We start from the raw sequence: 26,388 nt of genomic DNA on the forward strand, positions 1-26,388 counted from the left end.
AAAGGGCCGGATGACCACGCTTTACATCGATGCAGACGCCTGCCCGGTGAAAGACGAAGCCGAACGCGTGGCGACGCGCAAGGCGGTGCCGATGATCCTTGTCAGCAATGGCGGGCTGCGCCCCTCGCGCAACCCGCTGGTGTCGAACGTGATCGTCGATGCCGGGCCAGACGTGGCCGACCAGTGGATCGCCGACCGCTGCGGGACGGGCGACGTGGTGATCACCTCCGACATACCGCTGGCCGATGCCTGCGTGAAGGCCGGCGCACAGGTCCTGACACCGACGGGCGAGGCCCTGACCCCGGCCAATATCGGTCAGCGCCTCGCCTCGCGCGACCTGATGAAGGACATCCGCGCCGCGGATCCCTTCCACCGCGGCGGCGGCCCGTCGTTTTCGAAGACAGACCGGTCCCGCTTCCTTCAGATGCTGGACACGACGCTGACCAGGGCCATGAAAGAGGCCGGGTGACGCCGCCGTAGGGTGCGTGGTCTCCACGCACCGCCCGGGCCGGGTTACGGTGCGTGCAGAGCACGCACCCTACGATCGCTTCGACCTTTGCGCACAAGCATCGCACATGGAAATGTGAAACAACGGCCTTGACCCTCCAGTGGCTGGAGACCCTAGATCACTGATCCAGATCCTCGCCCGAAGGAAAGGACAGGCCATGGCCGATACGAGCGCCCCTGCGGAAAACACCCCCATCCTGCGCGATCCCGTCTGCGGCATGACGGTGGACCCGGACGCGGGCAAACCCACGGCGGAGCATGACGGCCACCTCTATCACTTCTGCTCGGACGGGTGCCGCACCAAGTTCCTGAACGACCCGGATGCCTACCGCAACGCGACCGACCCGGTCTGCGGCATGAGTGTCGACCGTGCCGATGCGGCCCACATGGCCAAGCACAAGGGCGAGAGGTTCTATTTCTGCTCCGCCCGCTGCCAGGAGAAGTTCGAGGCCGAGCCCGACACCTATCTCGGCGACCGCCCGGAACCGGAACCCATGCCGGCGGGCACGCAGTACACTTGCCCGATGCACCCCGAGATCGTCACCGACCACCCCGACGACTGCCCGAAATGCGGCATGGCGCTGGAGCCCATGACGCCCTCGGCCGATAGCGGTCCAAACCCGGAATATGTCGATTTCAAGCGACGGCTATGGATCACGGCGCCTCTCGCACTGGCGGTCTTCATCCTCGAAATGGGCTCCCACATCGGCATCCCCTTCGCCGACTGGATCGGCCACACCGCCTTCGGCTGGCTGCAATTCGCGCTGGCGACGCCCGTCGTCTGGATCTGCCGGACCTTCTTCAAGCGCGGCTGGTCGTCGATCGTGAACCGCAGCCCCAACATGTGGACGCTGATCGCGCTGGGGACCGGAGCGGCCTACCTGTTTTCCATCGTTTCGCTTCTGGCGCCGGGCCTTCTGCCCGCGCAGATGCAGGACGGCATGGGCATGACGCCCGTCTATTTCGAAGCGACGGCGGTGATCCTCGTCCTTGTCCTGCTGGGCCAGGTGATGGAGCTGGCCGCCCGCGAAAAGACGGGCGACGCCATCCGCGCGCTGATGGATCTGGCGCCCAAGACCGCCCGGCGGGTGACCGACGGCGCGGAAGAGGACGTAGAGCTGGACCAGCTGAAGACGGGCGACATCCTGCGGGTCCGACCCGGTGAAAGCGTGCCGGTGGACGGCGTCGTGACGGAAGGCCGGTCGTCCATCGATGAAAGCATGATCACGGGCGAGCCCGTCCCGGTGGAAAAGGTGGCGGGCGAACCCGTCACCGGCGGCACTTTGAACAAAACCGGCAGCTTTTTGATGGAGGCGCAGAACGTGGGCGACGACACCACGCTCTCCCGCATCGTGCAGATGGTCGCCAATGCACAGCGGTCCCGCGCGCCGATCCAGGCGCAGGCCGACCGGGTGGCGGAATACTTCGTGCCTGCGGTCGTCTCCTGCGCGCTGCTGGCCTTCATCGCATGGTGGCTGTTCGGCCCGGCGCCGGCGCTGTCCTACGCCTTCGTGGCGGCGGTCTCGGTCCTGATCATCGCCTGCCCCTGCGCGCTGGGGCTGGCCACGCCGATGTCGATCATGGTGGCCACGGGGCGCGGCGCAAATGCGGGTGTCCTGATCCGCGATGCCGAGGCGCTGGAGCGGTTTTCCAAGGTGGACGCGCTGATCATCGACAAGACCGGCACGCTGACCGAAGGCAAGCCGACCCTAACAGACGCCGAACCGGTGGAGGGCGTGACGGAGGCCGACCTCCTGTCCCTCGCCGCAGCGCTTGAACGGGGGTCGGAACATCCGCTGGCCGAGGCCATCGTTGCCGGAGCCGAGGATCGCGGGGCCGAACGCCGGGACAGCACCGAATTCGAAGCGGTCACGGGCAAGGGCGTTACCGGCACGGTCGATGGCCGCAAGGTGGCGCTGGGGAACGCGGCGCTGATGAAGGACCTGGGCATCGAGACGGGTGACCTCGCCACGCGTGCCAGGGCGCTTCAGGAGGACGGGAAGACAGCCATGTTCATTGCGGTCGACGGCAAACCGGCGGGCCTTGTCGCGGTGGCGGACCGCGTGAAGGAGACGACACCTGACGCCATCCGCGCGCTTCACGATCTGGGCCTCAGGATCATCATGGCCACCGGCGACGCCGAAGCGACGGCGCAGGCGGTAGCGCAACAGCTGGGCATCGACGAGGTCCACGCCGGTGTCAGCCCCGAGGACAAAAACGCCCTTGTCCGCAAGCTGAAGGACGAAGGCCTGTCCGTCGCCATGGCCGGGGACGGCGTGAACGATGCCCCCGCGCTGGCCGAAGCGGACGTGGGCATCGCCATGGGCACGGGCGCCGACGTGGCGGTGGAAAGCGCGGGCATTACGCTGGTGAAGGGCGATCTGGGCGGCATCGTGCGCGCCCGGAAACTGGCCGAAGCCACGATGCGCAACATCCGCCAGAACCTGTTTTTCGCCTTCGTCTACAACTCGGCCGGCGTACCGATAGCGGCGGGGATCCTGTACCCTTTCCTGGGCATCCTGTTGTCGCCCATGGTGGCCGCAGCGGCGATGAGCCTGTCGTCGGTGTCGGTCATCACCAACGCCCTGCGGCTGCGCGCGCAGAAGCTGTGAATGGGTCTACGCGGATCCGTGTGAGTGTGCTTTGACTGCTACTTGTCGTCTCGCCCGGGGCTCCGCAGGCAGCGCCACCCAGGGTCGGGCGCTGCCCTTATCACATTCGATGTCCGGATCTTGACCTTCCAGTTACGGGATCCCTTATCTTGCAGTTGAAGGGGCGCCACCATGAACATCGGACATGTCGCGAAGCAGACCGGGCTGACGGTCAAGACGATCCGCTATTACGAGGAAATCGGCCTGATCCAAGCCGACCGGAACGCCAACGGCTATCGCGATTTCGGTGACGGCCAGATCTCCCGCCTGAGGTTCCTCGCGCAGGCCCGCCACATGGGTTTCGGGCTGGAGGAATGCCGTCGTCTGCTGGAGCTCGAGGACGATCCTGACCGCGCCAGCCGTGACGTGCAGGCACTGGCGATCCGCAATCTGGAGGCGGTCCGGTCGAAGATCCGGCAGCTTCAGCAGCTGGAGGGGGAGCTGGAAACCCTGATCCGCCAGTGCCACGGCGACGACGCGCCCGATTGCGCGATACTGGACGAACTTGGCCGGACCCAGAACGCCTGAGCCCCGCCCTGGGTCACCCCATTGTCAGCCGAAGGATCGACGCGTTCAGCAACGCGGCGAAGCCGACCCAGAGCGCGTAGGGCACGAACAAAACGGCCGATAGCCTGTCAATGCGCGCGGCCCGGACGATGAAGGCCAAGACCGCCACCAGCATGGCCACGACGACCACCAGCCCCAGACCGATGCTGTGCAGCCCGAAGAAGGCGGGCGTCCAGAGCCAGTTCAGGCCGATCTGCACGATCCAGAGCAGCTTGAGCTGGCGATCGTCGGCACGGAACCATGTCCGCCACCCGGCGATGCCGATCAGAACGTACAACACGGTCCACACCGGGCCGAAGATCCAGTCGGGCGGGTTGAACGGCGGTTTCGTTAGGTCTTCGTACCAGGTGCCGGGCTGAAAGCCCAAACCGATGGCTGTGCCCATCAGGAGTGTCAACGCGACGAAGCCCGCCAGCGCGCGTTTTTCTTTTCCGATCATGTGGCTTCCTGAAATGTCGTTCGAAATGTCTGGTGTGATGCAGGGGCAACGCATGGAACGCCAAGGCGATCCCGTGACCCAGAAAGATCTGCTCGGGCCGCGGGCGCGCCTTCAGGGCTATTCTTCAGGCAGACGGCCCCGGACAGGTGCACCGTCGGATCGCCGATGACCTTTCGTAACCGGGGCGGGAGGAAACGCCTATGATCCGCGCGCGCAGTCGGGGGGCAACGGGGCGCGCCTCACTCGGCGGGGGAGCGTTGCGGTTCGGGGTAGGCGCGGCGCAGCCCTTCGACAAGATAGTAGGCCACCGGCGTCACGAAGAGCGTGAGCACGAAGGCGAAGCTGAGCCCGCCGGTGATGACCAGCCCGATCGCGACGCGGCTTTCGGCACCGGCTCCGGTGGCCGTTGCAAGGGGCATGGCGCCCAGAATGGTTGCGATGGTGGTCATGGTGACGGGGCGCAGGCGGGTGACCGCGCCTTCCAGTGCCGCCTCGCGCAGGGCCATGCCGCCTTCACGCAGCTGGTTCGAAAATTCGACCATCAGGATGCCGTTCTTGGCCATCAGCCCGACCAGCAGGACCAGCCCGACCTGGCTGAAGATGTTGACTGAAAGCCCCGCCAGCCACAGCGACAGCACCGCGCCGCCAAGGCCCAAGGGCACGGTCAGAAGGATCACAAGCGGCGTGCGGAAACTTTCGAACTGGGCCGCCAGCACAAGAAAGACGATGGCCAGCGCAAGGCCGAAGACCATCAGCATGTCCCCCGACGACCGCTGGAAATCGGCTGCCTGCCCGTCCCAGGCCAGCGTCGCTCCGGCCGGGAGCGTCGCCACGGCAGCTTCGACCCGGGACATGACCTGCGCCAGGTCCGCGCCTTCGACCATGTCGGCCTCGACCGGGACGGAATGGACGCGGTTGAAGCGTTCGATAGCCGGCACGGTGGCGGTCGCGTCGATGCTGGCAAAGGCCGACAGCGGGATCAGGTCGCCCCGCGTGTTGCGCAGCAGGACCGACAGCAGATCGTCGGGATTGTCCCGGTCTTCCAGCCCGGCTTGCAGGATGACCGGATACTGCCGTCCTTCGCTCGAATATTCCCCGACGGTGCGCGACGCGACGAGCGTCTGCAGTGTCGACGACACGACCTCTGCATCCAGACCCAGGTCCTGCGCGCGCAGTCGATCCACCGATACGGTGGCGCCGGGCTGGTTGGCGGCATAACCGACCTCGATACCCGACAGGTCCGGATCCTGTTCAAGGATCGCGGCCAGTTCGTTGGCCCATTCGGCGGCGCGTTCGATATCCGGGCCGCCCAGCATCAACTGCAAGCCACCACGACCCCCGCCGATGCCCAGGCCGCCGGAGGGACGGATCCATGTCGAAATCTCGGTCACCTGCGACAGCGGTCCGCGCAGGTCGGAGATGACCTCCTGCACGCTCTGGTCGCGCTCCTCCCACGGGGCAAGGTTCACGAACAGCATCGCGCGCCGCAATTCGCCCCACATGCCGACGATGGTGGTGATGTTCTCGACCACGCCTTCATCGGCCAGCGTACCGACCACGTCTTCCACCTTGCGCACGGCGGCATCGGTGTAGTCGAGGTTCGCGCCCTGTGGCGCGGTGATGTAGATGCGAAGCTGGCCGCGATCTTCCTGCGGCACCACTTCCTGCGTCAGCAGCGGATAGAGCGCGAGGCACGCGGCGACCGCGAACCCGGCCAGGGCCAGCGGCACTTCGGACGCCCGCAGCGCGAGGTTGAGCGTGGCGCGATAGGCGGCCTCGGTCCGGGCGACGATCCTGTCGACGGTGCGGGACAGAAGGTTGGGCCGGTTCTCCCGCGGCAGAAGTCTTGCCGCAAGGACCGGCGACAGGGTCAGCGCCACGAAGCCGGAAACCGACACGGCAACGGCAAGAACGATGCCGAATTCGCCGAAGATCCGGCCCACTTCGCCGTCCATGAAGCTGACAGGCAGGAAGACGGCGACCAGCACGGCCGTGGTCGCGATCACCGCGAAGTTCACCTGGTTGGCGCCCGCCCGCGCCGCTTCGGCCCGGCTGGCCCCACGCGCGCGATGCCGCTGGATGTTTTCCAGCACGACGATGGCGTCGTCGACCACCAGCCCGATCGACAGGATCATGGCAAAGAGCGTCAGGATATTGATGGAGAAGCCCAGGAACAGCATCGCCATGGCCGAACCCAGGATCGACACGGGGATCGTGACGATGGGCACCAGCGACAACCGGGCGGAGCCCAGGAACAGGAAGATCACCGCCGTCACAAGCGCCACCGCCTCGACAAAGACGCGGATGACCTCGTTCAGCGTCGTCTGGATGAACAGCGCCTCGTCCGACGTGATCTTCAGTGTCATGCCGTCCGGCAGGGAAGGGCGGATCAGCTCCAGTTCCCGCTGGACGGCCTGCGAAATTGCCACCGTGTTGGCCTGCGCCTGCGGCTGGATCCCGATCCCCAGCGCGGTTTCGCCGTTGGACCGGAAGTAGCGTTCCGTGGCTTCCGGCCCCTGTTCCACCCGCGCCACATCGCCCAGCCGCAGGGGCCGTGTGCCGGTGTCGCGAATGGCGAGGCCCTCGAATTCCTCGGCCGAGGTGAAGCGCGTCCGGGCCAGAAGCTGAAGCTGCCGTGCGCCGGTCTCGATTTCTCCGGCGGGCAATTCGATGTTGTTGGCCTGCAGCGCCGAGGTGATGTCCGTCGTCGTGACCCCGTGCGCGGCCATCAGATCGGAATCGAGCCAGATCCGCATGGCGGGCAGCCGCTCGCCGTAGATCGAGGCATTGGCCACCCCGGGCAATCGCGCCAGCCGGTCAAGCACGTAGCGGTCGGCATAATCCGACAGTTCCAACGGTGACATCCCGGAGGAAAACAGGCTGAGCCGCACCACCGGGTCGCCTTCATCGTCGTTCTTTTCCACCTCGGGCGCCTTGGCGCCTTCCGGCAGATCCTCGATCACGCGATCGATGGCGGTGCGGACGTCATTGGTGGCGCTGTCGATATCGCGCGAGGTGTCGAAGATCAGGACGGTGCGCATCCGGCCCCGTTCGCTTTCGGTGCTCATGCTTTGCAGGCCCGAGATCCCGGCCAGCGCACCTTCGACCACGCTGGCGATCTGGTTGTCGACGACATCGGGCGCGGCGCCGGTATAGGAGACGCGCACCGTTACCTCGGCCGTGTCGACCTGGGGCAGTTCGCGGACGGGCAGGCGGGTCAGCGCCATCGCCCCGATCAGGACGATCAGAAGGTTCAGGACAGCCGCCAGAACCGGCCGCCGGATCGACAGGTCCGGCAGGCTCATTTCGCGGCCTTCGTGGCGACGACATGTTCAATCTTGCTGCCGTCGGACACCTTCTGGAGGTTCGTCACGATCACCTGCGCGTCGTCCGGCAGGCCCGTCACGATCTCGATCATGCCATCGCGCTGGCGGCCGGTCGTCACCTCGATGCGGCGCGCCGTTCCGTTTTCGGCCACGTGTACGTAGGACTGCGCGCCAGCCACCGTCAGCGCACGTTCCGGCACGGCCCGCGCCTGACCTTCGTTCAGGACCAGACCCACCCGCATGAACATGCCTGCCTTCAGACGGCCGTCGGGATTGGGCACCTCCGCCCGCATGGCGATGGACCGCGTGGACCGGTCCACCCGCGTGTCCATCGACCCGATGGTACCGGTCAGGACCTGATCGGGATAGGCGGGCGAGGTCAGCTGCACCTTCTGCCCCATCTCCAGCCGCGCGAGGAACCGTTCGGGCACGCTGAACTGGACCTCGACCACCGACAGGTCATCGAGCGTCGCGATGGCGGTGGAGCTGTCGATGAGCTGGCCCGGTGCCAAGTCCGTCAGGCCCACGATCCCGTCGAAGGGCGCGTTCAGCACCCGGTCGTTCAGGGTGTTGGTCGCGATGTCTTCTTCCGCTTCGGCCCGCAGAAGGGCGGCACGGGCGGATTGCAGCGTCGCTTCGGCGGCGCTGCCCAGTTTTTCCAGCCGCTCCTGCCGCTCGAAGGCCGCCTGCGCCTCGGCCACGGTGGCCTGTGCCGCGGCAAGCCCCGCGCGGGCTGCTGCGTCGTCTAGGCGGAGCAAGGGTTGTCCTTCGCGCACACGGTCACCGGAATCGAACATGATCTCGGCCACGCGGCCCGACGCCATCGGCCGCAGCGTCACCGACTGCCGCGCGAGCGTGGTGCCGACCGCATCGACCGTTTCGGTGAAGGTCAGCGTCTCGACGCCGCTCGACTCGACCGTGACCGCCCCGCTGCCGCGCGTGCCGCCGCCCGGCGCCTGCGTCGCCGTAAGCACCGTGCCCGTGAATTCGAACCCACCGACGACGGCGGCCGCGAGCACAAGGAAGCCGAACAGAATTCGAAGCGATTTCATTCATGGCTCCCAGGGGCCGGTTTCGGACCCGTTGGCCCCCGCGACCTGATCCTGACCGGAATGGTAGGGTTGGCGCTGCGATGCAGCAAGGCACTTTACCGTGTGGTCACGACGGTTCAGGAGCAAGTAGTGCTCATTCTGATCATATCTAGAGGCGGACTGGCGCCAGGTGCCGCGGTCCGTCCGGCAGAACGTGGATCGGCGGACAAACCGGGCAGTATCGCTCGGGCTGCGGAGGGTATATGGGGGGGAAACGTCGCAAAGGACACAAGAATGCCCAAGTCGAAAAAACCCAAGGCCAAACGCGCAGGCGCCAACCCCGCACAGAAGCCCGCCTGGTACCAAGCGCTGAACAGCAACGCACCGGGGCAGCATGGCGAGCGGCCGACCAAGACCGGCAAGAAAGCGCAGAACAAGACAGCCTAGGGGCCAGGGCGGCCCGGATTGAGGGCGGACGTGGTGCGTCTGCCCGGAAACGGTAGTCGCAAGCCATCAGAAAGGCATCTGTCAGGGGATGTCATCGGACACCTGCGCGATGGTCATGTTCCGTACGGTCAGCGATTGGTCCGGCGCGAAGTCGAAGACTACGTCGTCGCCGATCTCCTCGGCCGATCTCAGGACCTTCCTGGTTCCGCCCAGTTTCGTGAAATCGATCCCGTCGCGCCCATGCCGGAAATCGGTGATGACGTCGTGGCCATCGTTCGTGCCGAAGCGGAAGGTATCCATGCCGCCGCCGCCAGACATGACGTCGTCACCCTTCTGGCCGTCGATGATGTCCCAGCCCTTGCCGCCGTCCAGCTTGTCGCGACCGCCGTTACCCAGAAGCGTGTCGTTCCCGCCCTGACCCTTGATCGTATCGTCTCCGGCCTGGCCCTTGATCCCGTCTTCGCCGTTGCCGCCCTTCATCAGGTCGTCGCCGGCGCGGCCCAGCATCACGTCATCGCCGCCGCCGCCCAGCATCTTGTCGTCCCTTCGTGTGCCGACCAGCCTGTTGTCGCCGCCGTTGCCCACGATGCCTTCCGGCGCATTCGCCACGGCGACGGTGATCGACGCGCTGTCTTCCGGCCCGCCCGGCAGCAGGCGATCGTTGATCGGGACCCTGACGTCGAGCTTCGGGTTTGTCTCGAAATCCAGCGCGGCGTTCTGTTTCAACAGAAGCGCGCCGTCCTTAAGGCGGAAGAGACCGGCATCGGCGCCGGTCAGCGACAACACATTCGCGCCGGTCCCGTCATCGGCGACCGAAACATCCGCGATCTTGATGTCCGACGTGGCCTTGAACGCCTCGCTGATGGACGCGCGGACCTGCGTGACGGTCAGGACAGGCTCGGTGTTCACGTCCCGGACGGCGACGGTGATAGCGGACGTATCGTCCGGGAACCCGCCGATCGCACTGTCATCGACACGGACGGTCACGTCGAGCGACCGGTCGCGGTCGAAATCCAGCGCCGCACCAGCCCGCAGGAACAGATCGCCGCCAGCGATCCGGAACAGTCCCGCGTCGGCGCCTGACAGGCTCAACCGGTTGATCCCGAGCGCATCGTCAAGGATCACGATGTCGGCCATCTTGCGCCGGGTCGCGGTCGAGACGTCCTCGGACAGCGCGAATACCCTGTTGCGGACCGAAAGGACGGGTGCCTCGTTCGCATCGGCCAGGGAGAGGTCGAACGAGGCCGTGGCGTTGGGGCTGGGCGCCAGCGACGGGTCGTTGACCGATACCGAAACGTCGAGATTCGGGTTCGTTTCGAAATCGAGCGCAGCACCAGCCTTCAGGAATAGGTCGCCCCGAAAGATCTCGAACAGGGACGCATCCGCACCTGACAGGCTCAGCGCGGTCGTGCCAAGGCCATCGTCGGTGACCGTGATATCGGCCACCTTGCGGCGGGTGTTGGTCGAGACATTCTCGGCGAGCGTTCTAGACGTCGCCGACAGCGCTACCGTGGGCGGTCCGTTGTCGTCGTTCAGGATCGTGATGTTGGCTGTTCGCTCTCCCATCCCGACGCTTTCGCCGGGAACAGGCTCAAAGCTCGAAATTTTCAAGGACGCGGTTTCGTCAGTTTCCGAAAGAGAATCCCGATCCAGGCCAGGAACGAACTCCCTTTGGGTATCCTTCCCGCCAGACTCGAAACTAACAGCTATATCTTTCCGGAATTGGAAGGCGAAATCGTCCGAAGTCACCGTGTTCGGGAGACCGGACCCGTCGACAGTGAGAAAGAAGATCACGCTGGAGCTGCTATCTCCGATCCGGACAATATATCGACGGGCAGCGGTGTCGATGCACTCGGACCGCCGGTGCCTTCCAGGATTTCGGGCGTGCCCTCATGAAGGAAATAGACGGTGTCCGCGAAGAGATCGCCCGTCGAACCGGCCGCGTCGCCGACATTCACGATCATGCCGCCCGATTGCTCGCTGCCCCCGAAGAGGCCGGACTTGTTGGCAGGAGAGAGGCCGGGGCCGCCATCCCCGAACTTGAAATCCCCCTCTCCCGATAAACCGCCCGCCGCGGCCTCGTCGGCGGTATAGGTTGTCCCCGGCGCGCCGCCATCGCCTCCCGCCGAAAACAAGGTGCCGATCGATCCGACATTGGCCCCGTCGAAGATGACCGAGCCATAGTTCAGAATGCCTTCCGCGGCTTGGCCGCCATCGCCGCCATCGCCCGTCGTTCCGGCCTCGCCCCCAGCGCCTCCGGCCCCGGCAACACCGAAGATGAAGTCTCCACCGGCATCGCCGCCGTTGCCGCCATCGCCGCCCAGCCCCTCACGTCCGCCTACTCTGCCGGTCCCGCCCGTGAGAATGTTGAAACTGGTGTCCAGCAGATCCGATACCGCGAAGTCTCCGGTCGCGGTCAGCCAGCTTTGCCGGACAGTCAGAGTGCCAGTGTCAAGGTTCACGATCGTTCCCGCATCGCCCCCGTCACCGCCCTGGCCACCCCGGCCGCCATCGCCGCCATTGCCGCCGCTGCCGCCGAACCGCTGCCCGTCGGGCAAGTCGCCGTCCTGCAGGACGGGGCTGGTATCGCCCCCGTCAGCACCTTCGCTGCCGTTGCCGCCAGCGCCCCCGGTGCCCCCGGTGGCGCCCACAACTTCGTTGCCCAGGATGACCGACCGGTCGATTTCCAGTGTCCCGGCATTCATAATGACACCGGTCGGACCGGCATCGGCGCCAGTGCCGCCAACGGCACCGTCCCGCCCGTTCTGGCCGTCTTCCCCGATGATACGTCCGTCCGCGCCGTCCGGGACGGGGTCGCCGGAGGCCCCGTCAGCGCCCCGGGCGGCCTGTCCGCCGGTCACGAAAGTATCGGTGATGCCAAGCCCGACCAACGTAGCGCTGCCGCCGTCTTCGATCATGAACAACGCGTCGCTGCGGGTGCCGCCGTCGATCACGACATCCGCGATGCCGTCATTTTCGATATCGCCGTTGATGGTGACGTCTTCGACCGCTTCGATGACCAGCGGGCCAAGGCCGGTGTTCATGTCCAGCCGGCGGTCGCCCTCGGCCAGGTCGAAGGTGATCGTGTCCGCGCCGTCGGTCGTCTGCGCGCGCAAGATCGCCTCGCGCAGCGATGTCTTCCCGTCCGTGGCATCGACCACGTCTTCGCTGTTGGTCACCACGGTGTCGCCGAACTCGATCTGGACGCGCGCCGTGCTTGTGTTTCCTGCGCTGTCGGTGACCGTGTAGGACACCTGTGTCGTCACGACAGACCCCGGCGCGATGTCTTCCAGATCCACCGCGGTCATTTCCAAGAACGCCGTGCCGTCGGTATTGAACCTGAGCGACGCCGAATTGGACCCAAGGATCGCCGGCAGTTCGAGATCATTGCCGACATTTCCCGAGCGGCCATTGACAGAACTGACCTCGACCGTCGTGTCGCGGGTATTGATGTCGGCAAGGCCGCCGTTGGCATCGAAGATGTTGGTGTCTATCCGGCCGCCAAGACCCACCTGCAACACGTCGTCCATCGCCTGCAGGAACTCGATCTCGCCGTCGCGGAAATCATAGACGAACCGTCCATTCGGGCTGCCATTGCCCACGCCGCGCGTGGCGTGCAAGCCCAGCTGGTCCTCTCCGACCGTCGAGCCCGGAAGCTCGATCGTGTTGACCCCGGTCGCGTCGGAAAACCCGATCCGCGCCGCGTTGCCGCCCAGCCCGCCGACGCCATCCTGAAGTTCGCCCGTGGTCCACTGGATATCCTCGTAACGGATAACGATGTCGAAATCGCCCGCGCCCACATCGCTGCGGTCGATCAGCTGCACCTGGAAGGCGTTCCGCTTGTCCAGCCCGTTATTGTAATAGCCGACGTCGTCCCATGTGACCGTGACGGTGCGGGATGCCGCATCCGTATCCAGCCAGATCCGGTCAGATCCCGTGCTGGTGCCGCCGGTCGTGGGGCCCAGCCCGGTTTCGTCGGCGGTCAGGTCCACGTCGGCAAAGAAGGGTGCAATGAACGGTAAGACCGACTGGGCAAGCCCGTCTTCGATGACACTCGTGCTCGGCACCCCGGAACCAAGGGTAATGGTGCCATTTGTCGAGACGGTGATCTGCGAACAGGACGTTCCGAAAAAATTGATCCCGCCTGCGCCGAATACACCGGTGACATCAACCTCGGTGGAAGTGTCATCGCCGAACGCGACAGAGGTTTCGCCGAACCCGGCAGGGCCATCCAAGCCATTAACAAGAGAGACCATTCAAATACCTTTGGAAAATCAGAGAAGTTTGCCGGCAATCCCTTGCAACGACGGCAGCCCGGGAAATCGCCCTCCGCGCAAGGCGCGGTTTACCAAGGGTTGAGGGAAAATTAGCGACGAAACAATGAAAGTCGGCACGGGCACCGCCAAGAGGCGTGCACGAAACCGTCATCGCGGTCCCTTGGCCCGGGCGATTGAACACGCCGAAATCCGAGCGCGGCGCGCCCGAGATGTCAGAGAGGATCGGGCGCCGGCGGCCGGCGCACCATGAAGCTGAAACCGATCATTATCAGCGCCATGATCCCACCGGCGACGAAACCGGCCCGAACGCCTTCAGCCATCGCCTCTATCGGGGCGGCGCCGGCTTCGGCCGCGGCGGCGATGCGCAGTGACATAACCGACACGAACAACGCGATACCGGCGGCACCTGCCACCTGTTGCGTCGTGCCCAGCACGGCCGAGCCGTAGGAATAAAGCTCTTTCGGCAGGGAGCTTAGCGATGCCGTGAAAAGCGGCGTGAACAGCAGGGCCAGCCCGATGCTCAGCAGGATATGGCAGATCAGGACCTGCCAGACCGCGCTGGCGGTGCCCAGGCTGGCCATCGACCACAGGCCGGCGCACAGGAACACTGTGCCGGGGATCACCAGACGGCGCGCGCCGATGCGGTCGTAGGCCCGGCCGACCGACGGTGCCAGAAGCCCCATGATCAGCCCGCCCGGCAGAAGCAGCAGACCGGCCTGCACCGGCGCCATGCCCAGAACGTTCTGCATGTAGATCGGCAGCAGGATGATCATCCCGAACAGCGCCGCCATGCAGAAGCCCATCATGATGACCGCCACGCGGAACACGGGCACGCGGAAAGTGCGCAGATCCAGCAGCGCCCGGCCCTTTGGCCCCAGCCGCAACTGGCGCCGCACGAAGACCGCAAGCGCCGCGCCGCCGACGGCAAGCGGCAGCCACAGCGGCATCGTGTCGGCGTCGCCATGACCTTCGCCGATGATCGACAGCCCGTAGACCACTCCGCCGAAGCCTATGGCCGACAGGGGAACCGACAGCAGGTCCAGCGGTGCCTGGCGCGGCTCGGTCACGTTCTGCAGCCACATGCGGCCGATGGCCAGCGAGCCCAGCCCGATGGGCAGCACCAGCCAGAACATCCAGCGCCAGTCCAGCAGGCTGAGAATGATCCCGGAAACGGTGGGTCCGATGGCGGGCGCGACGGAGATCACGATCGAGATATTGCCCATGGTCCGGCCCCTGTTTTCGGGCGGGACCAGTGTCATGACGGTGGTCATCAGAAGCGGCATCATGATCGCGGTGCCCGACGCCTGCACGATACGGCCCGTGATCAGCATCCCCAGCCCCGGCGCCGTCGCGCACAGGAGCGTGCCCACGCTGAACAGGCCCATCGCCATCGTGAAGACGGTGCGCGTGTGCAGGCGTTGCAGCAGGAAGCCGGTGACCGGAATCACGACCGCCATCGTCAGCAGGAACGACGTGGTCAGCCACTGGCCCTGGGAGGCGGTCAGGTCCAGATCGTGCATCAGCCGGGGCAGGGCAACGCCCATAATGGTTTCGTTCAGGATCACCGTGAAGGCGGAGATCAGCAGAAGCAGGATCACCAGCCGGTCGCGTCCGGACGTGTCATCCTCGACCGTGGCGCCGGTCGGGGGCAGGGAAGAACGGGCGGTGGACATGCTGAATGCTCCGAGGGAAACGGGTGGGACGTGCACCGAAGGCTCAGCCGGGTGAGTCTGAAGGAGCGGGGCCGGGATAGATCCTCGGGCGATCCGGCGCAAGCAGGGCGGCCGGTCGGCCAGACCCATCGGGGGGCGAAGACTTGCCGCGGAAACGGTGCATGCAAATCTGGACTCAGCCGATAACATGCCGCGAAACACGCAATGGCCCCGCGCGCGACCCTCCGTCGCCGGCAGAAGACCCGAACGCAAGAAAAGGACCGACCGAATGAACTTTGGCAATGCCGGTGTGGCTTTGGGCCGCGCCTGGAACCCGGCCGCGAACGGCCCTTCGGTCATCACCCTGCGGGACGGTCGCGTGATCGACATCACCTCGAAAACCGCGCCGAGTGTGCGTGACATCTGCGAGATGGACGATCCCGCGGCCTATGTCGCAGGCGCGGAGGGCACTGACCTTGGCGCCGTGGACGATATCATCGCGGCTTCCGTAGGCGACCTGGCGGCCATCTACATCCTCGCCCCCTGCGACACGGCGCGCCCGGAGCATCGCCGTGTTCACGGCACTTCGACCGGCGGTCGGGGACCAAAGCGGGAGGCTCGTGCGTTGGGGTGAGGTACGTCGTCGGTTCCCCGGCGCGTGCCTGACCGACAGGAAGGACGAGCCATGAGCCCAGCCATAGACTTCACCCTGCGCCGGCGCACGCTGCTGACCGGCACCGCCGCCGCTGCCGTAAGCACCTCCGTCACAAAAAAAGCCTCCGCGCAAACCGCGGATGCGCCGAAGCCCGCGGGGGCCGGGACGAGCAAAGTCACGCTTTTCGTCAACGGCACCGAACGGGAACTGACGGTCGACAACCGTGTCACCCTGCTGGATGCGCTGCGCGAGCATCTGAAGCTGACCGGCACCAAGAAGGGCTGCGATCACGGGCAATGCGGGGCGTGCACCTGTACCGTGAACGGCGAACGGATCAATTCCTGCCTGAGCCTTGCCGTGACACATGACGGCGACAGCATCGAGACGATCGAAGGGATCGGGCTGCCCGATGACATGGACCCGATGCAGACGGCCTTTGTCGAACATGACGGGTTTCAGTGCGGCTACTGCACGCCGGGCCAGATCCAGTCGGCCCGCAAGGTCATCGAGGAGGTCCGCGCCGGCATCCCCAGCCACGTAACCCGCGACCTGACGGCCGAGATCGCCCTGACCGACGCGGAAATCCGCGAACGCATGTCAGGCAACATCTGCCGCTGCGGCGCCTACGCCAACATCCTGGCGGCGATCACCCAAGTCGCGGAGGAGAGTGCATGAGGGCCTTCTCCTACGAGAAACCCGCCAGCCCCGCGGATGCGGCCGCGCGCGCCGCGCAAGTGGAGGGCGCCACATTCCTCGCCGGCGGCACCAACCTGTTGGACCTGATGAAGCTGGAAATCGAAGCCCCCGCCCATGTCATCGACGTGAACGGGCTGGGTCTGGACGAGGTGACCGAGACCGACGATGGCGGCCTGCGCATCGGGACGCTGGTGACCAACACCGCCCTGTCGGCCCATCCGCGCATCCGCCGCGATTATCCCGTATTGACCCGCGCCATCGCCGCGGGGGCCACGGGGCAGCTGCGCAACAAGGCAACCACCGGGGGCAACCTACTGCAACGCACCCGTTGCCCGTATTTCTACGACACCAACATGCCCTGTAACAAACGCGCGCCCGGATCGGGCTGCGCCGCCTTGACCGAAGGCGCCTTTTCCCGGCAGCTGGGCGTGATCGGCACGTCGGACGCCTGCATTGCAACTCACCCCTCGGATATGGCGGTGGCCATGCGGGTGCTGGACGCGGTGGTCGAAACCGTGACCCCCACCGGCATCTCGCGCGAGATCACGGTGGAGGACCTGCACCTGCTGCCCGGCGACACGCCCGAACGGGAAACCGCGCTGATGCCCGGTGAACTGATCACCCATGTGCGCCTGCCGGCCCCTGTGGGCGGGAGCCAAGCCTATCACAAGGTGCGTGACCGGGCGTCCTATGCCTTCGCGTTGGTCTCGGTCGCGCTGATACGTCAGCCCGATGGCACGGGCCGCGTGGCCCTGGGCGGCGTGGCGCCCAAGCCGTGGCGGCGGGCCGAGGCGGATGCCAGGCTCCCCGATGGCGCCGCGGCGGTGATGTCGGTGCTGTTGGACGGCGCCCAACCGACCGAGGAGAACGCCTTCAAACTCACCCTTGCCGAGCGGACCCTTGCCGCCATGCTGAAGGAGGCCTGACATGAAATTCGATTCCCCGGCCGAAACGAACCTCTTCGACGACAAAAAGATCATCGGCAAGCCGACGCCCCGGATCGACGGTCCGCTGAAGGTCACAGGCACGGCGCCCTATGCCTATGAACGCAACGACGTGGCGCCCGATGCGCTTTACGGCTATCCGCTTGGCGCTGCCATAGGCCACGGACGCATCACTTCGATGGACGCGACCGCCGCGCGCAACGCCCCGGGTGTCCGCGCCGTCGTCACGACACTGGACATCGACCCGCTGGAGAAGGGCATGAACAACATCGCGCGCCTTTTCGGCGGCGACGAGGTGCAGCATTACCATCAGGCCATCGCCGTCGTGGTCGCCGACACGTTCGAAGAGGCGCGCGCTGCCACGGCCCTTATCCGCGTCGAGTACGAAGCGGGCGAGGCGGCGAACCTCAATCTGGATGCGGCATTCCGCGACGTCGAAGGCACGGGCGACCCCGACACGCTGGTGGGCGATGTCGAGGCCGCGTTCCGCGACGCGGCGGTGGTGACCGACCAGATGTACCGCACCCCCGCCGAAAGCCACACGATGATGGAGCCGCACAGTTCCACCGTCGACTGGTCGGATGGCGGCGACATGACGGTCTGGACCTCGAACCAAATGATCAACTGGAACCATCAATCCATCGCCACCACCTTCGGGATCGACCCCGACCGTATCCGTGTCGAAAGCCCCTATGTCGGCGGCGGGTTTGGCTCGAAACTGTGGCTGCGGGCCGATGCGGTTCTGGCCGCCCTGGGATCACGCGCGGCGGGCAAACCGGTCAAGCTGGCCTTGCCGCGGCCGATGGTGATGAACAACACGACACACAGGTCCGCCACCGTGCAGCGTATCCGGCTGGCCGCCGATGCGGATGGCAGGCTCAAGGGTCTCTGGCACGAGGCCGCGTCGTACTGCCTGCCGGGCGGGCGGGGCGAGACCGCCACCGCGCCGACACCGCTCTTTTATGCCGGGCAAACGCGCCGGGTGAAGAACCACGTGGTCGACATGCCCCTGCCGGAGACCGCCGACATGCGCGCGCCGGGCGAGGCGTCGGGCCTGATGGCGCTGGAAATCGCGATGGACGAGATGGCCGTGGCGCTGGACATGGACCCGGTAGAGTTCCGGATCGTGAACGATACGCAGGTGAACCCGTCGGACCCGGAGACCCCATTCAGCGACCGGAATTTCGTCGAATGCCTGAAACGCGGGGCCGAGGTTTTCGGCTGGGCCGACCGCAACACGACCCCCGGCGCACGGCGCGACGGCGACTGGCTGATCGGCCATGGCGTGGCCGGCGCGTTTCGTGGCGCACCCGTGCTGCCATCCGGCGCGCGGGCCATTCTGAAAGGCGGCAAGCTGATCGTCGAGACCGACATGACCGACATCGGCACCGGTTCCTACACAATCCTTGCCCAGACCGCGGCCGAAACGATGGGCATGGCGCTGAAAGATGTCGAGATGCGCCTGGCCGACAGCACCTACCCGGTGTCGTCCGGATCGGGCGGTCAGTTCGGCGCGGCCAGCTCCACCGCGGGCGTCTACGCGGCGTGCATGGCGCTGCGCGACAAGATCGCGGGCAGGCTGGGGCTGAACGATGCGGCCTTCGCGGACGGGCGCGTCACTGGCGGCGCGACCGACATGGCGCTGTCCGAGATCACCGAGGAGGTCTCCGCCGAAGACGCGATCGAATGGGGCGACTTTCAGGACGGGTACGAGGTCGCCACCTTCGGCGCGCATTTTGTAGAGGTGGGCGTGCATGCGCTGACCGGCGAAAGCCGGGTGCGCCGGATGCTGGCCGTTTGCGATGCCGGCCGGATCCTGAACCCGATCACCGCGCGCAGCCAGGTCATCGGCGGCATGGTGATGGGAGTCGGTGCGGCGCTGTCGGAAGACATGGCGCTGGACCGGACACGCGGTTTCTTCGCCAATCACGACATGGCCGGGTACGAAGTTGCCGTTCACGCCGATATTCCCGATCAGCAGGTGCTCTTCCTCGACACGCTGGACGGTGTGGCCACGCCCCTGAAAGCCAAGGGCGTGGGCGAATTGGGCATCTGCGGTGTCGCCGCCGCCGTGGCCAATGCCATTTACAACGCGACCGGCATCCGCGTTCGCGACTACCCCCTGACGATGGACAAGTTCCTAGACCGCTTGCCCGTGACCTGAGCCGCGCGGGGCGGCGCAGAACGGTTCATTTCGAAAAGATGAAACTGCCAGTTCGCAGTACTGAAGTCATCTCTACCGGAACGGGCGCGGGGCGGCGCTAATACCGAAAACTTCAACTGGCTGGTTCGCCGTTCCAGTCGGTCCGTGCATGGTCGTGGGTGTCCGGCGTCGGGTCAGCGCCGCTGCGGTCGTAAATTCAAGGCTGACGTCCGTACGTGCGCTCATGGCGGGGCGCTCGACGATCGATGCGCGCCCCAAAAAATCGCGTTACGCCATAGATTTGAGCGCAATCGGCAGCGGTGTCGAGGCTCCCCTAATTCTTTACATAAATCTCACTACGGGGCTTTGCCAGCATCTCGACACGTCCCCACAGTCAGCAGAGACAGCGAGGCGGCTCAGGTTTCCCGGTTGGCGTCCAACAGGCCCTCGCGCACGGCATAGGCCAGAAGTTCCGCCACCGAATGCGCCTCGACCTTGCGCATCAGGTTGGTGCGGTGGTTGTCGACCGTCTTGGCGCTGACACCCAGCCGCTCGGCGATCTCGCGGTTGTTCAGGCCCTGCGCGACAAGGCTCAGGATCTGTTGCTCGCGGGCCGTGAGGCTCGCCTGCTCCTCGGATGTCGCGATCAGGTCGGCCACGCCGGGGCCCATGACTTGCTGGCCGTCAAGGATCCGCGGGATGGCGTCGGAAAAGGCGATCAGCTCCTCCCGCTTCAGGAATATGCCGTCGGCGCCTGCATCGGCCAACTGGCCCAGCAGGCTGGTCGAGGTCAGGCCCGAGAACACGACGATCCGCGTGTCGGGCGCCCAGCGACGGGCTTCGCCGAACACCTCGATCCCGCGGGAATAGGGCATGGCGATGTCCAGCATCAAAAGCGCGGGCCGATGGCTGCGGACCATCGCGATGGCTTCCAGCCCGTCGGCGGCCTCGGCCACCACATCGACCCCGGCCGAGGTCAGGATCTGGCGGATACCCTGCCGGATCATGGCGTGATCGTCGGCTATGACGGCGGTCGGTCTTGTCATCGGGGCTCCTCGGTGCGGGAAAGCGGGACGGAGACGCGCGCGATGGTGCCAAGCCCGGATGTCGATACCATGTCGAACGATAGCCCGTTTTCGCGGGCAAGGTCCGCGATGATCGCCATGCCCAGCCCGTGACCGTCCGACGCGGCGCCCTTTTCGCCCCGCTGGTGCAGGCGGTCCAGTTCGGCCGCGGGGATGCCCTGCCCGTTGTCATGAACCTCGAAACACAGGGCGCCGGGCCGTCTGCGGCAGCCGACGACGATCCGCTCCGCGTTCGCGCGGCGCAGCGCGTTCGACACGAGGTTGCCCATGATCCGCATCAATGCCAGCGGGTCGGCGACAAGATGGGCGGAGCTGTCGACCACGGTCAGCCGCACACCCTGCCGCACGGCATCGGCGGCAAACATGGCGTCGATGTTCTTCAGGACGACACCGGCCCGGAACCGTTCCCGCGCGTTTTCGGCGGTCGAATCGGCGTCGCCCGTGCCCAGCGGCAGGCTATAGCCTTCAAGGCCCGCGCGCACGATATCTTCAAGGTAGTCCAGGCTGCGGGTGATGCGGTCGGGCACCGCGCCGCCGCCCGCCAGCGCCATCTGGAGCGAGGCCAGGGGCTGGCGGATGTCATGCACGGTACTTGCCAGCGCCTCCTGGCTGCGCGCGGCGGCATTGGCGGCGCGCTGGCGGTCGTCTTCGGCCTTGCGCAGCGCCTCGGACAGGTTCAGCCGGTCTTCCGACAGCCGCAACTGTTCGCGCAGCGAGGCATCGCGTTCCCGCCGCGCCGCCCGCACCCGCCGCGCGATGGCGGCGGAAAAGAACGCCGCTTCAAACAGGAAGCCCAAACGGATGGCGCGGCCGGCAAGTTCCTGTTCGAACAGGCCTTCGGTCATGTAGCCTAGGGCCCCGAACGTGATCGAAATGGCCAGTGCACCGAAGCCCAGCACAAGGAACACGGACCCGGACTGGCCACGGCGCAGGGCGGCCACGGCGAGAACGACCTGTGCGGTCGTGCCAAGGCAGATCACCACGAGAACGGTGAGCTTGAACCAGAGCGTGTGCAGAAGCAGGGGCGACAGGAACGCCAGCGCGGCAAGGATCGCGATCAGTGCGACGGCCACCGCATGCAGCCGGGATTGTACTGCCGGCTGAGCGTGAAGCGTTCCACGAAGAACGTGGCCAGCGCGACGAAGTTCAGTGCAAGGAAGGTCAGCGCCAGTTGGTTCACCGCGGGCCAGCGGGGCCAGATGTACTGGCGACAAGCTGGCGGGGTTCTACACCGGCACGCAGAAGCTGATCTTCGGGCTGACCGATTATGACCAGGTCAGGGACATCGACGGCACGACCCTGCCCGCCTACCTGAACTACACCCGGCTTGATGAGAGCGGGTACGAGGATGACACCGGAAGCGCGGCGCTGAAGGGCTCCAACGGGGCCGGTTTCATCCTGGGCCTGTCCGGCAATGACGCGATCCGGGGCCGTGGCGGCGACGATCTGCTGTCCGGTGGCGCCGGGCGCGACGACATCAGTGCGGGCGATGGCGACGACCTGATCGACGGCGGTCGCGGGGCCGATACCGTCGACGGCGGGGCCGGGTCCGACAAGGCGTGGCTGGGCAAGGGCCGGGATACCTACCGCGAGAACAACACGGACACGGCACGCGACATCGTGCTGGGCGGCAAAGGCGCCGACGACATCCAGTCCGGGCGCGGCGCCGACAAGCTGAAGGGTGGGGGTGGCAATGACGCCCTGTCGGGCGGCGGCGGCCGGGACAAGATTGCGGGCGGCAGAGGCGCGGATGACATTTCCGGCGGAGCCGGAAAGGACAAGATCAACGGCGGCAAAGGGCGCGATGTGATCGACGGCAACGGCGGCAGGGACAGGATCAACGGCGGCGGCGGAAAGGACGAGATTTCCGGCGGTGGCGGGCGCGACACGGTCAACGCCGGCAAGGGCCGCGATCGGGTCGATCTTGGCAATGGTCATGACATCTATATCGACACGGTGCAGGCGGGCCGCGGGGGGCGCGACGTCATCACCGGCGGCAAGGGCGCCGATACCTTCGTCTTCGCGGCAGGCATGTCCGTCGACCGGATCACCGATTACCGCTCCGGCCGCGACGCGCTGAGCTTCGACAGCGATCTTTGGAGCGATGCTCGGTCAGCGGAAGACCTGATCGGCTCGGTCGCGCACATCCTGAAAAAGGGCGCGGTGCTGGATTTCGGCGACGGCGACACGCTGATCCTGTCCGGCCTGACAACGACCGACGGGCTGGCCGATGACCTGATGGTGGTCAGCGTCTAGCGGGAGGACACGAGGCCGAGCCCTCCCGCGGGCCGTTCAACGCACGAGACGCAAGGGCCCGCCCCTGCTACCTGACAAGTCGGTCCCAGCGTCCGTAGCTGCTGTGCACCGGACCCCGACGGAAGCTGAGCCCGATCAGGGCCAGACCGCAGGCGATGGACAGAATCAGCCCGGCTGTCGTCGAACCCGACACAAGCGGCGCGAACAGAAGCACGATACCCATCAGCAGGTTCAAGAACCGCGCCAGCCGCGCGACGGGCGCCAGCGCCGCGACCGACACGGTGATGGCAAGCGCGCCGATGACATGGTTGGTAGCTGCGGTAGGGGATCCCAGCCCCAGCCAGATCGGCGACAGCATCAGCACCACGCCGACCGCCATCGACGCCAAAAGGTTCCACGAAAACGTCAGCCCGCCAGTCAGCATGTCGGCCAGGATCGTCTTCGGCGCCCTCTCGAAATCCTCCCGCGGGAGGTCTTCGCCGTATTCGTCGGTATCGCCGGTGAAGAAAACGCGCATCCACGGTTGCCCGGCCGCGTGGCGGCGACGCAGGAACTGGTAGGTCGCGACGAGCTCATCGAGCGAATAGGGGATCTGCCAGACCATCGCGAAGGCCGCGATCAGCGCGAGCGTGGAATAGGTGCCGATCACGATGGGCTGGATGACGATGAAGAAGATCGAGATCGCGCCCAGGGGCACAATCATGATCCCGAACAGCACCACCAGCCACGGCATCGTCCGCCAGCGGGCGGCCGTGCCCATGATGCCGACAAGGATTTCCAGCGCATAGGTCATCGCGCCCACGCCGGCATCGGGCACCGGCCAGCTTGTCGACACGTCCGAGGTGATGATCTGCTCGGTCCCGTTGCGGTCCGACAGCGTGCCGGAGAAGAACGGCTCCCACACGCTGTCGATGCTGCCAAGCTGGTAGGCCGTCAGATAGCGCGAGACCAGAAGCCCCACCAGCGCCAGCGCGATCACCGGCAGGCGCTGGAACCAGTCCGACGGCGAATAGGACCAGCCCCTAGGGATCTCGGGGCCCGTTTCGGCGGCCACCGGCGACACGCCGGGCGCCGGCGGCAGGCACAGCGCGCAGGCGAAGGCCAGCATGCCCACAAGCGTCGCGTTCAGGTATCCCGCCCCGCTGTCGGTCCAGAAGACCAGCGGCGCGAACAGGATCCAGCAGGCAACGCCCGCCGCCGCGAACCGCGCCCAGGCCAGCCGCCACGAAATCGACAGGAGACCCAGAACCAGAAGCAGCGCGCCCGACAGCAGGTTGCTGACGGCCAGCCCCCCGCCATAGCCCAGAAGCGGCCCGGAGGTCATCATCCAGATCCCCAGCCCGGCATTGACCCAGCCGCCCCACAGCGTGTCGCGATGGCGAGCGCGGTAATTCGCCTCATGCCTCGCGCGCAAGGCTTCGGGGTCGTCGGTCCGGGCGTCCGCGGCTTCCAGCCATGGCGGCGGGGTAATGCCGTTGGCATTGTACCACCCGACGGGATCGTCCTTCAGCGTCTCGATCAGCCTGGGCAGGACGTCTTCGATGTCATGTTCCGGCGCCCAGTCGAGAAGCCGCCGCGCCTTCGATATGTCGAGCGCGTAGTGATCGCTCGCCATGTCGATCATGAAGGGCCGGATGAAGGGCTTTTCGCCCTGGTCCAGCGCATCGGGGATCGCCGGCTCGGCCCGTGTTTGCATCGCCGCGCCCATCCGCGCCATGCCGGCCGGCAGCACCAGCGTTTCCCATTGCTCCTGCCCGTGGATCAGTTGGCCGATCCGGTCCTGCAACTTGCCATAGCCCATCGCGTCGGGTTCACCCGCAAGGATGACCTCGCCCCGGTCAAGGTCCGCACGCCGGGCGATCACCCGGCGGAAGAGGTCCAGCATGTCGTCCCTGTGGATGAAAGCCTGCCCGGCATTCATATCGCCGGAGAACGCGTGGCTTTTGAAACTGCGTTCGTAGATCCGCGCGATCTGGTGCGACAGCGTGGGCACCGCCGTCTGTTCGTCGTAAAGCCCGGCAAGATGCAGGAAGACCGTCTTCATGTCCTCGGCGGCATGCTCGCGGATCACGTCCTCGGTCTGCGCCTTCGATTGGGGATAGGCCCATTGCGGGTCGATCGGCGCGGATTCGTCGATCCGTTCGCCGGGCTGACCCGGCGCGTGGACCAGCATCGTGCCGGAATAGACGAATTGTTCCACCTCGACCTGCCGCAGCGCCTTCAGCAGGTTGCGGGTGCCGTCGACATTGACGGCCTGGTACTGCGGCTTCTCTTCGCCCGTGAAGTCGAAATAGGCGGCAAGGTGGATGACCGACGCAAGCTGCCCGCCGGTGGTTTCGGCGATCTTGCCCACCGCGGCCTCGACCGACGCCGGATCGGTGATATCGCAGCCGAACAGGTTTTCGTCGTCGCTCCTGTTCGGCAGGTCGAGCCCCAGGACATGGTAATCGTCCGACAGGAGCTTCGTCAGCCGCTGGCCGATATTGCCCGCCGCACCCGTGATCAGGACGTTGGGCTTCTTTTGCGTTTCATCGTCTGGCATTCTCACTCCCGGCTGTCTTCAAACGTACAGGGTGCGACAGGAAACCGGTCCGTCCCGACGGGGGTTTCAACCCGGCAGGCCGTCTGTCGCCAAGGTGGCGGGGTATCGGGTGCCGCGTCGGGCACGTGGTCTGGGAACGGTGCCCGGCGCGGAATGTTCCCTGCCGGCGCGTTGGCGCGGGCCCGCTACGGAAGTGCCGCGGGATCTCCGTTGCATCTTTCTGGGACGGTTTTCGAAACCGGTCTCCACCCATGGTTTGCGCAATGTGGTCGCAAGAGCGATCTGGACGGCATGTGACTGCCGGTGTCCCGGTCTTGGGTCCGAGAATTTGCGTGCGCCTCGGGGTCATTCTGGTAATTCCGTTGCATGGACATCATCGTCGTCATCACCGTCATAGCGTCGCTTTTCCTCGTCATCGCCGCGGCCGAGCCCTTTGCCGCGCGCGTGCGGCTGCCCTACAGCGTGATCCTTGCGGTTCTGGGGAGCCTGATCGGCGCGGGCGCGATCTTCCTGTTGCGAACGAACCTGACCGATGCGCTGGACCCGGTGGCCGAAGCGATCATCAATCTGCCGATCCGGTCGAACGTCTTCCTGTATGTCTTTCTGCCCACGCTGCTGTTCCAGGCGACGCTGGGGATGAACCTGCGGCGGATGCTGGACGACTGGGTGCCGATCCTCGTGCTGGCGGTGGTGGCCGTCGTGGTGGCCACCCTGTCCGTCGGTTTCGCTCTGTCGTGGGCCAGCGCCCTGCCCCTTGTGGCCTGCCTGCTGATCGGGTCCATCGTTTCGACGACGGATCCGTCGGCGGTGGTCTCGATCTTCCGCTCGATCTCGGCCCCACGCCGTCTTGTACGGATCATCGAGGGCGAAAGCCTGCTGAACGATGCGGCGGCGATCGCATTGTTCGGCCTCTTCATGGGCTTCGTGATGCTTGGCATTCCGGACCCCAACCTTGGCGAGGCTCTGGCCCGGTTTCCGATCATCATCCTGGGCGGTGCGCTGACCGGCGTCGTGTTCGCGCGGATCGCGGTGTGGGTCATGGCGCTGTTCAGCCGCCACGACCTGGCCCAGATCTCGGTCTCGGTGGCGTTGCCCTATCTTGCCTACATTGTCGCGGAACAGGGCGCGGGCGCGTCCGGGGTGATCGCCGTGGTCGCCGCCGGGCTGACG

General features: G+C 66.1%; 19 protein-coding genes. 10 read left to right on the top strand and 9 right to left on the bottom strand.

Features of this window, described 5'->3' with window-relative positions; translation table 11 throughout:
• The first annotated feature begins 10 nt into the window (after positions 1-10).
• From D4754_RS21875 to D4754_RS21885, 3 genes are all read left to right on the top strand, one after another.
• Entirely contained in the window at positions 11-469 is a 459-nt protein-coding gene (locus tag D4754_RS21875) for a YaiI/YqxD family protein (protein ID WP_121068140.1), read from the top strand.
• Positions 470-665: 196 nt separating this feature from the next.
• Complete coding sequence (locus D4754_RS21880) at positions 666-3,119, top strand: heavy metal translocating P-type ATPase (RefSeq protein WP_121068105.1); 2,454 nt, start codon at positions 666-668, stop codon at positions 3,117-3,119.
• Between the two features lie 171 nt (positions 3,120-3,290).
• Entirely contained in the window at positions 3,291-3,686 is a 396-nt protein-coding gene (locus D4754_RS21885) for a MerR family DNA-binding protein (RefSeq protein WP_121068107.1), read from the top strand.
• Positions 3,687-3,699: 13 nt separating this feature from the next.
• Here D4754_RS21885 and D4754_RS21890 read toward each other — a convergent pair whose 3' ends face one another.
• From D4754_RS21890 to D4754_RS21900, 3 genes are all read right to left on the bottom strand, one after another.
• On the bottom strand, positions 3,700-4,164 hold the full coding sequence (locus tag D4754_RS21890) for a TspO/MBR family protein (protein WP_121068109.1): 465 nt from the start codon (positions 4,162-4,164) through the stop codon (positions 3,700-3,702).
• Between the two features lie 239 nt (positions 4,165-4,403).
• Positions 4,404-7,469 carry an efflux RND transporter permease subunit gene (locus tag D4754_RS21895; protein ID WP_121068111.1) on the bottom strand — a complete coding sequence of 1,022 codons (3,066 nt, stop codon included), beginning with the start codon at positions 7,467-7,469 and terminating at the stop codon, positions 4,404-4,406.
• On the bottom strand, positions 7,466-8,542 hold the full coding sequence (locus D4754_RS21900; protein WP_121068113.1) for an efflux RND transporter periplasmic adaptor subunit: 1,077 nt from the start codon (positions 8,540-8,542) through the stop codon (positions 7,466-7,468). The genes D4754_RS21895 and D4754_RS21900 overlap by 4 nt, the downstream gene beginning before the upstream one ends.
• Before the next feature lie 273 nt (positions 8,543-8,815).
• Here D4754_RS21900 and D4754_RS24150 point away from each other — a divergent pair, with 273 nt between their 5' ends.
• Positions 8,816-8,968 (top strand): hypothetical protein, encoded by a 153-nt coding sequence (locus tag D4754_RS24150; protein WP_163026022.1) that lies wholly within the window; start codon positions 8,816-8,818, stop codon positions 8,966-8,968.
• Positions 8,969-9,049: 81 nt separating this feature from the next.
• Here the strand turns inward: D4754_RS24150 and D4754_RS21905 are convergent, their stop codons facing one another.
• From D4754_RS21905 to D4754_RS21915, 3 genes are all read right to left on the bottom strand, one after another.
• Positions 9,050-10,534, bottom strand: a complete 1,485-nt coding sequence (locus tag D4754_RS21905; protein WP_163026023.1) for a calcium-binding protein — start codon at positions 10,532-10,534, stop codon at positions 9,050-9,052.
• A 224-nt stretch (positions 10,535-10,758) separates the two neighbouring features.
• Entirely contained in the window at positions 10,759-13,224 is a 2,466-nt protein-coding gene (locus D4754_RS24480; protein WP_163026024.1) for a nidogen-like domain-containing protein, read from the bottom strand.
• A gap of 233 nt (positions 13,225-13,457) precedes the next feature.
• The gene (locus D4754_RS21915) at positions 13,458-14,918 is read right to left on the bottom strand and encodes an MDR family MFS transporter (protein WP_121068118.1); all 1,461 of its coding nucleotides are present in this window, start codon (positions 14,916-14,918) and stop codon (positions 13,458-13,460) included.
• A gap of 268 nt (positions 14,919-15,186) precedes the next feature.
• On the opposite strand from D4754_RS21915, the gene D4754_RS21920 reads away from it, so the two are divergent.
• The 4 genes from D4754_RS21920 to paoC are packed head-to-tail and all read left to right on the top strand — an operon-like array spanning position 15,187 to position 19,356.
• A complete protein-coding gene (locus D4754_RS21920) occupies positions 15,187-15,531 on the top strand; it encodes a hypothetical protein (RefSeq protein WP_121068121.1) in 345 nt (114 codons plus the stop codon).
• 51 nt (positions 15,532-15,582) lie between these two features.
• A complete protein-coding gene (gene paoA, locus D4754_RS21925) occupies positions 15,583-16,227 on the top strand; it encodes an aldehyde dehydrogenase iron-sulfur subunit PaoA (RefSeq protein WP_121068122.1) in 645 nt (214 codons plus the stop codon).
• Positions 16,224-17,174: an FAD binding domain-containing protein gene (locus tag D4754_RS21930; RefSeq protein WP_121068124.1), complete on the top strand. Its 951-nt coding sequence runs from the start codon at positions 16,224-16,226 to the stop codon at positions 17,172-17,174. Before paoA ends, D4754_RS21930 begins: the two co-directional genes overlap by 4 nt.
• Before the next feature lies 1 nt (position 17,175).
• On the top strand, positions 17,176-19,356 hold the full coding sequence (paoC, locus tag D4754_RS21935; RefSeq protein WP_121068126.1) for an aldehyde oxidoreductase molybdenum-binding subunit PaoC: 2,181 nt from the start codon (positions 17,176-17,178) through the stop codon (positions 19,354-19,356).
• Between the two features lie 395 nt (positions 19,357-19,751).
• On the opposite strand, the gene D4754_RS21940 is transcribed toward paoC, so the two are convergent.
• Positions 19,752-20,381: a response regulator gene (locus tag D4754_RS21940; RefSeq protein WP_121068128.1), complete on the bottom strand. Its 630-nt coding sequence runs from the start codon at positions 20,379-20,381 to the stop codon at positions 19,752-19,754.
• A complete protein-coding gene (locus tag D4754_RS24155; protein ID WP_163026025.1) occupies positions 20,378-21,493 on the bottom strand; it encodes a sensor histidine kinase in 1,116 nt (371 codons plus the stop codon). The genes D4754_RS21940 and D4754_RS24155 overlap by 4 nt, the downstream gene beginning before the upstream one ends.
• 76 nt (positions 21,494-21,569) lie before the next feature.
• Here D4754_RS24155 and D4754_RS21955 point away from each other — a divergent pair, with 76 nt between their 5' ends.
• Positions 21,570-22,676, top strand: coding sequence for a calcium-binding protein (locus D4754_RS21955; RefSeq protein ID WP_121068132.1), 1,107 nt, complete (start codon positions 21,570-21,572; stop codon positions 22,674-22,676).
• Between the two features lie 67 nt (positions 22,677-22,743).
• Here the strand turns inward: D4754_RS21955 and D4754_RS21960 are convergent, their stop codons facing one another.
• Positions 22,744-25,218: an NAD-dependent epimerase/dehydratase family protein gene (locus D4754_RS21960; protein WP_121068134.1), complete on the bottom strand. Its 2,475-nt coding sequence runs from the start codon at positions 25,216-25,218 to the stop codon at positions 22,744-22,746.
• 366 nt (positions 25,219-25,584) lie between these two features.
• Here D4754_RS21960 and D4754_RS21965 point away from each other — a divergent pair.
• On the top strand, positions 25,585-26,388 hold an 804-nt coding region (locus D4754_RS21965; protein ID WP_205589691.1), incomplete at its 3' end, for a cation:proton antiporter domain-containing protein.

The organism is Chachezhania antarctica (assembly GCF_003646465.1).
Lineage (GTDB): Bacteria > Pseudomonadota > Alphaproteobacteria > Rhodobacterales > Rhodobacteraceae > Chachezhania > Chachezhania antarctica.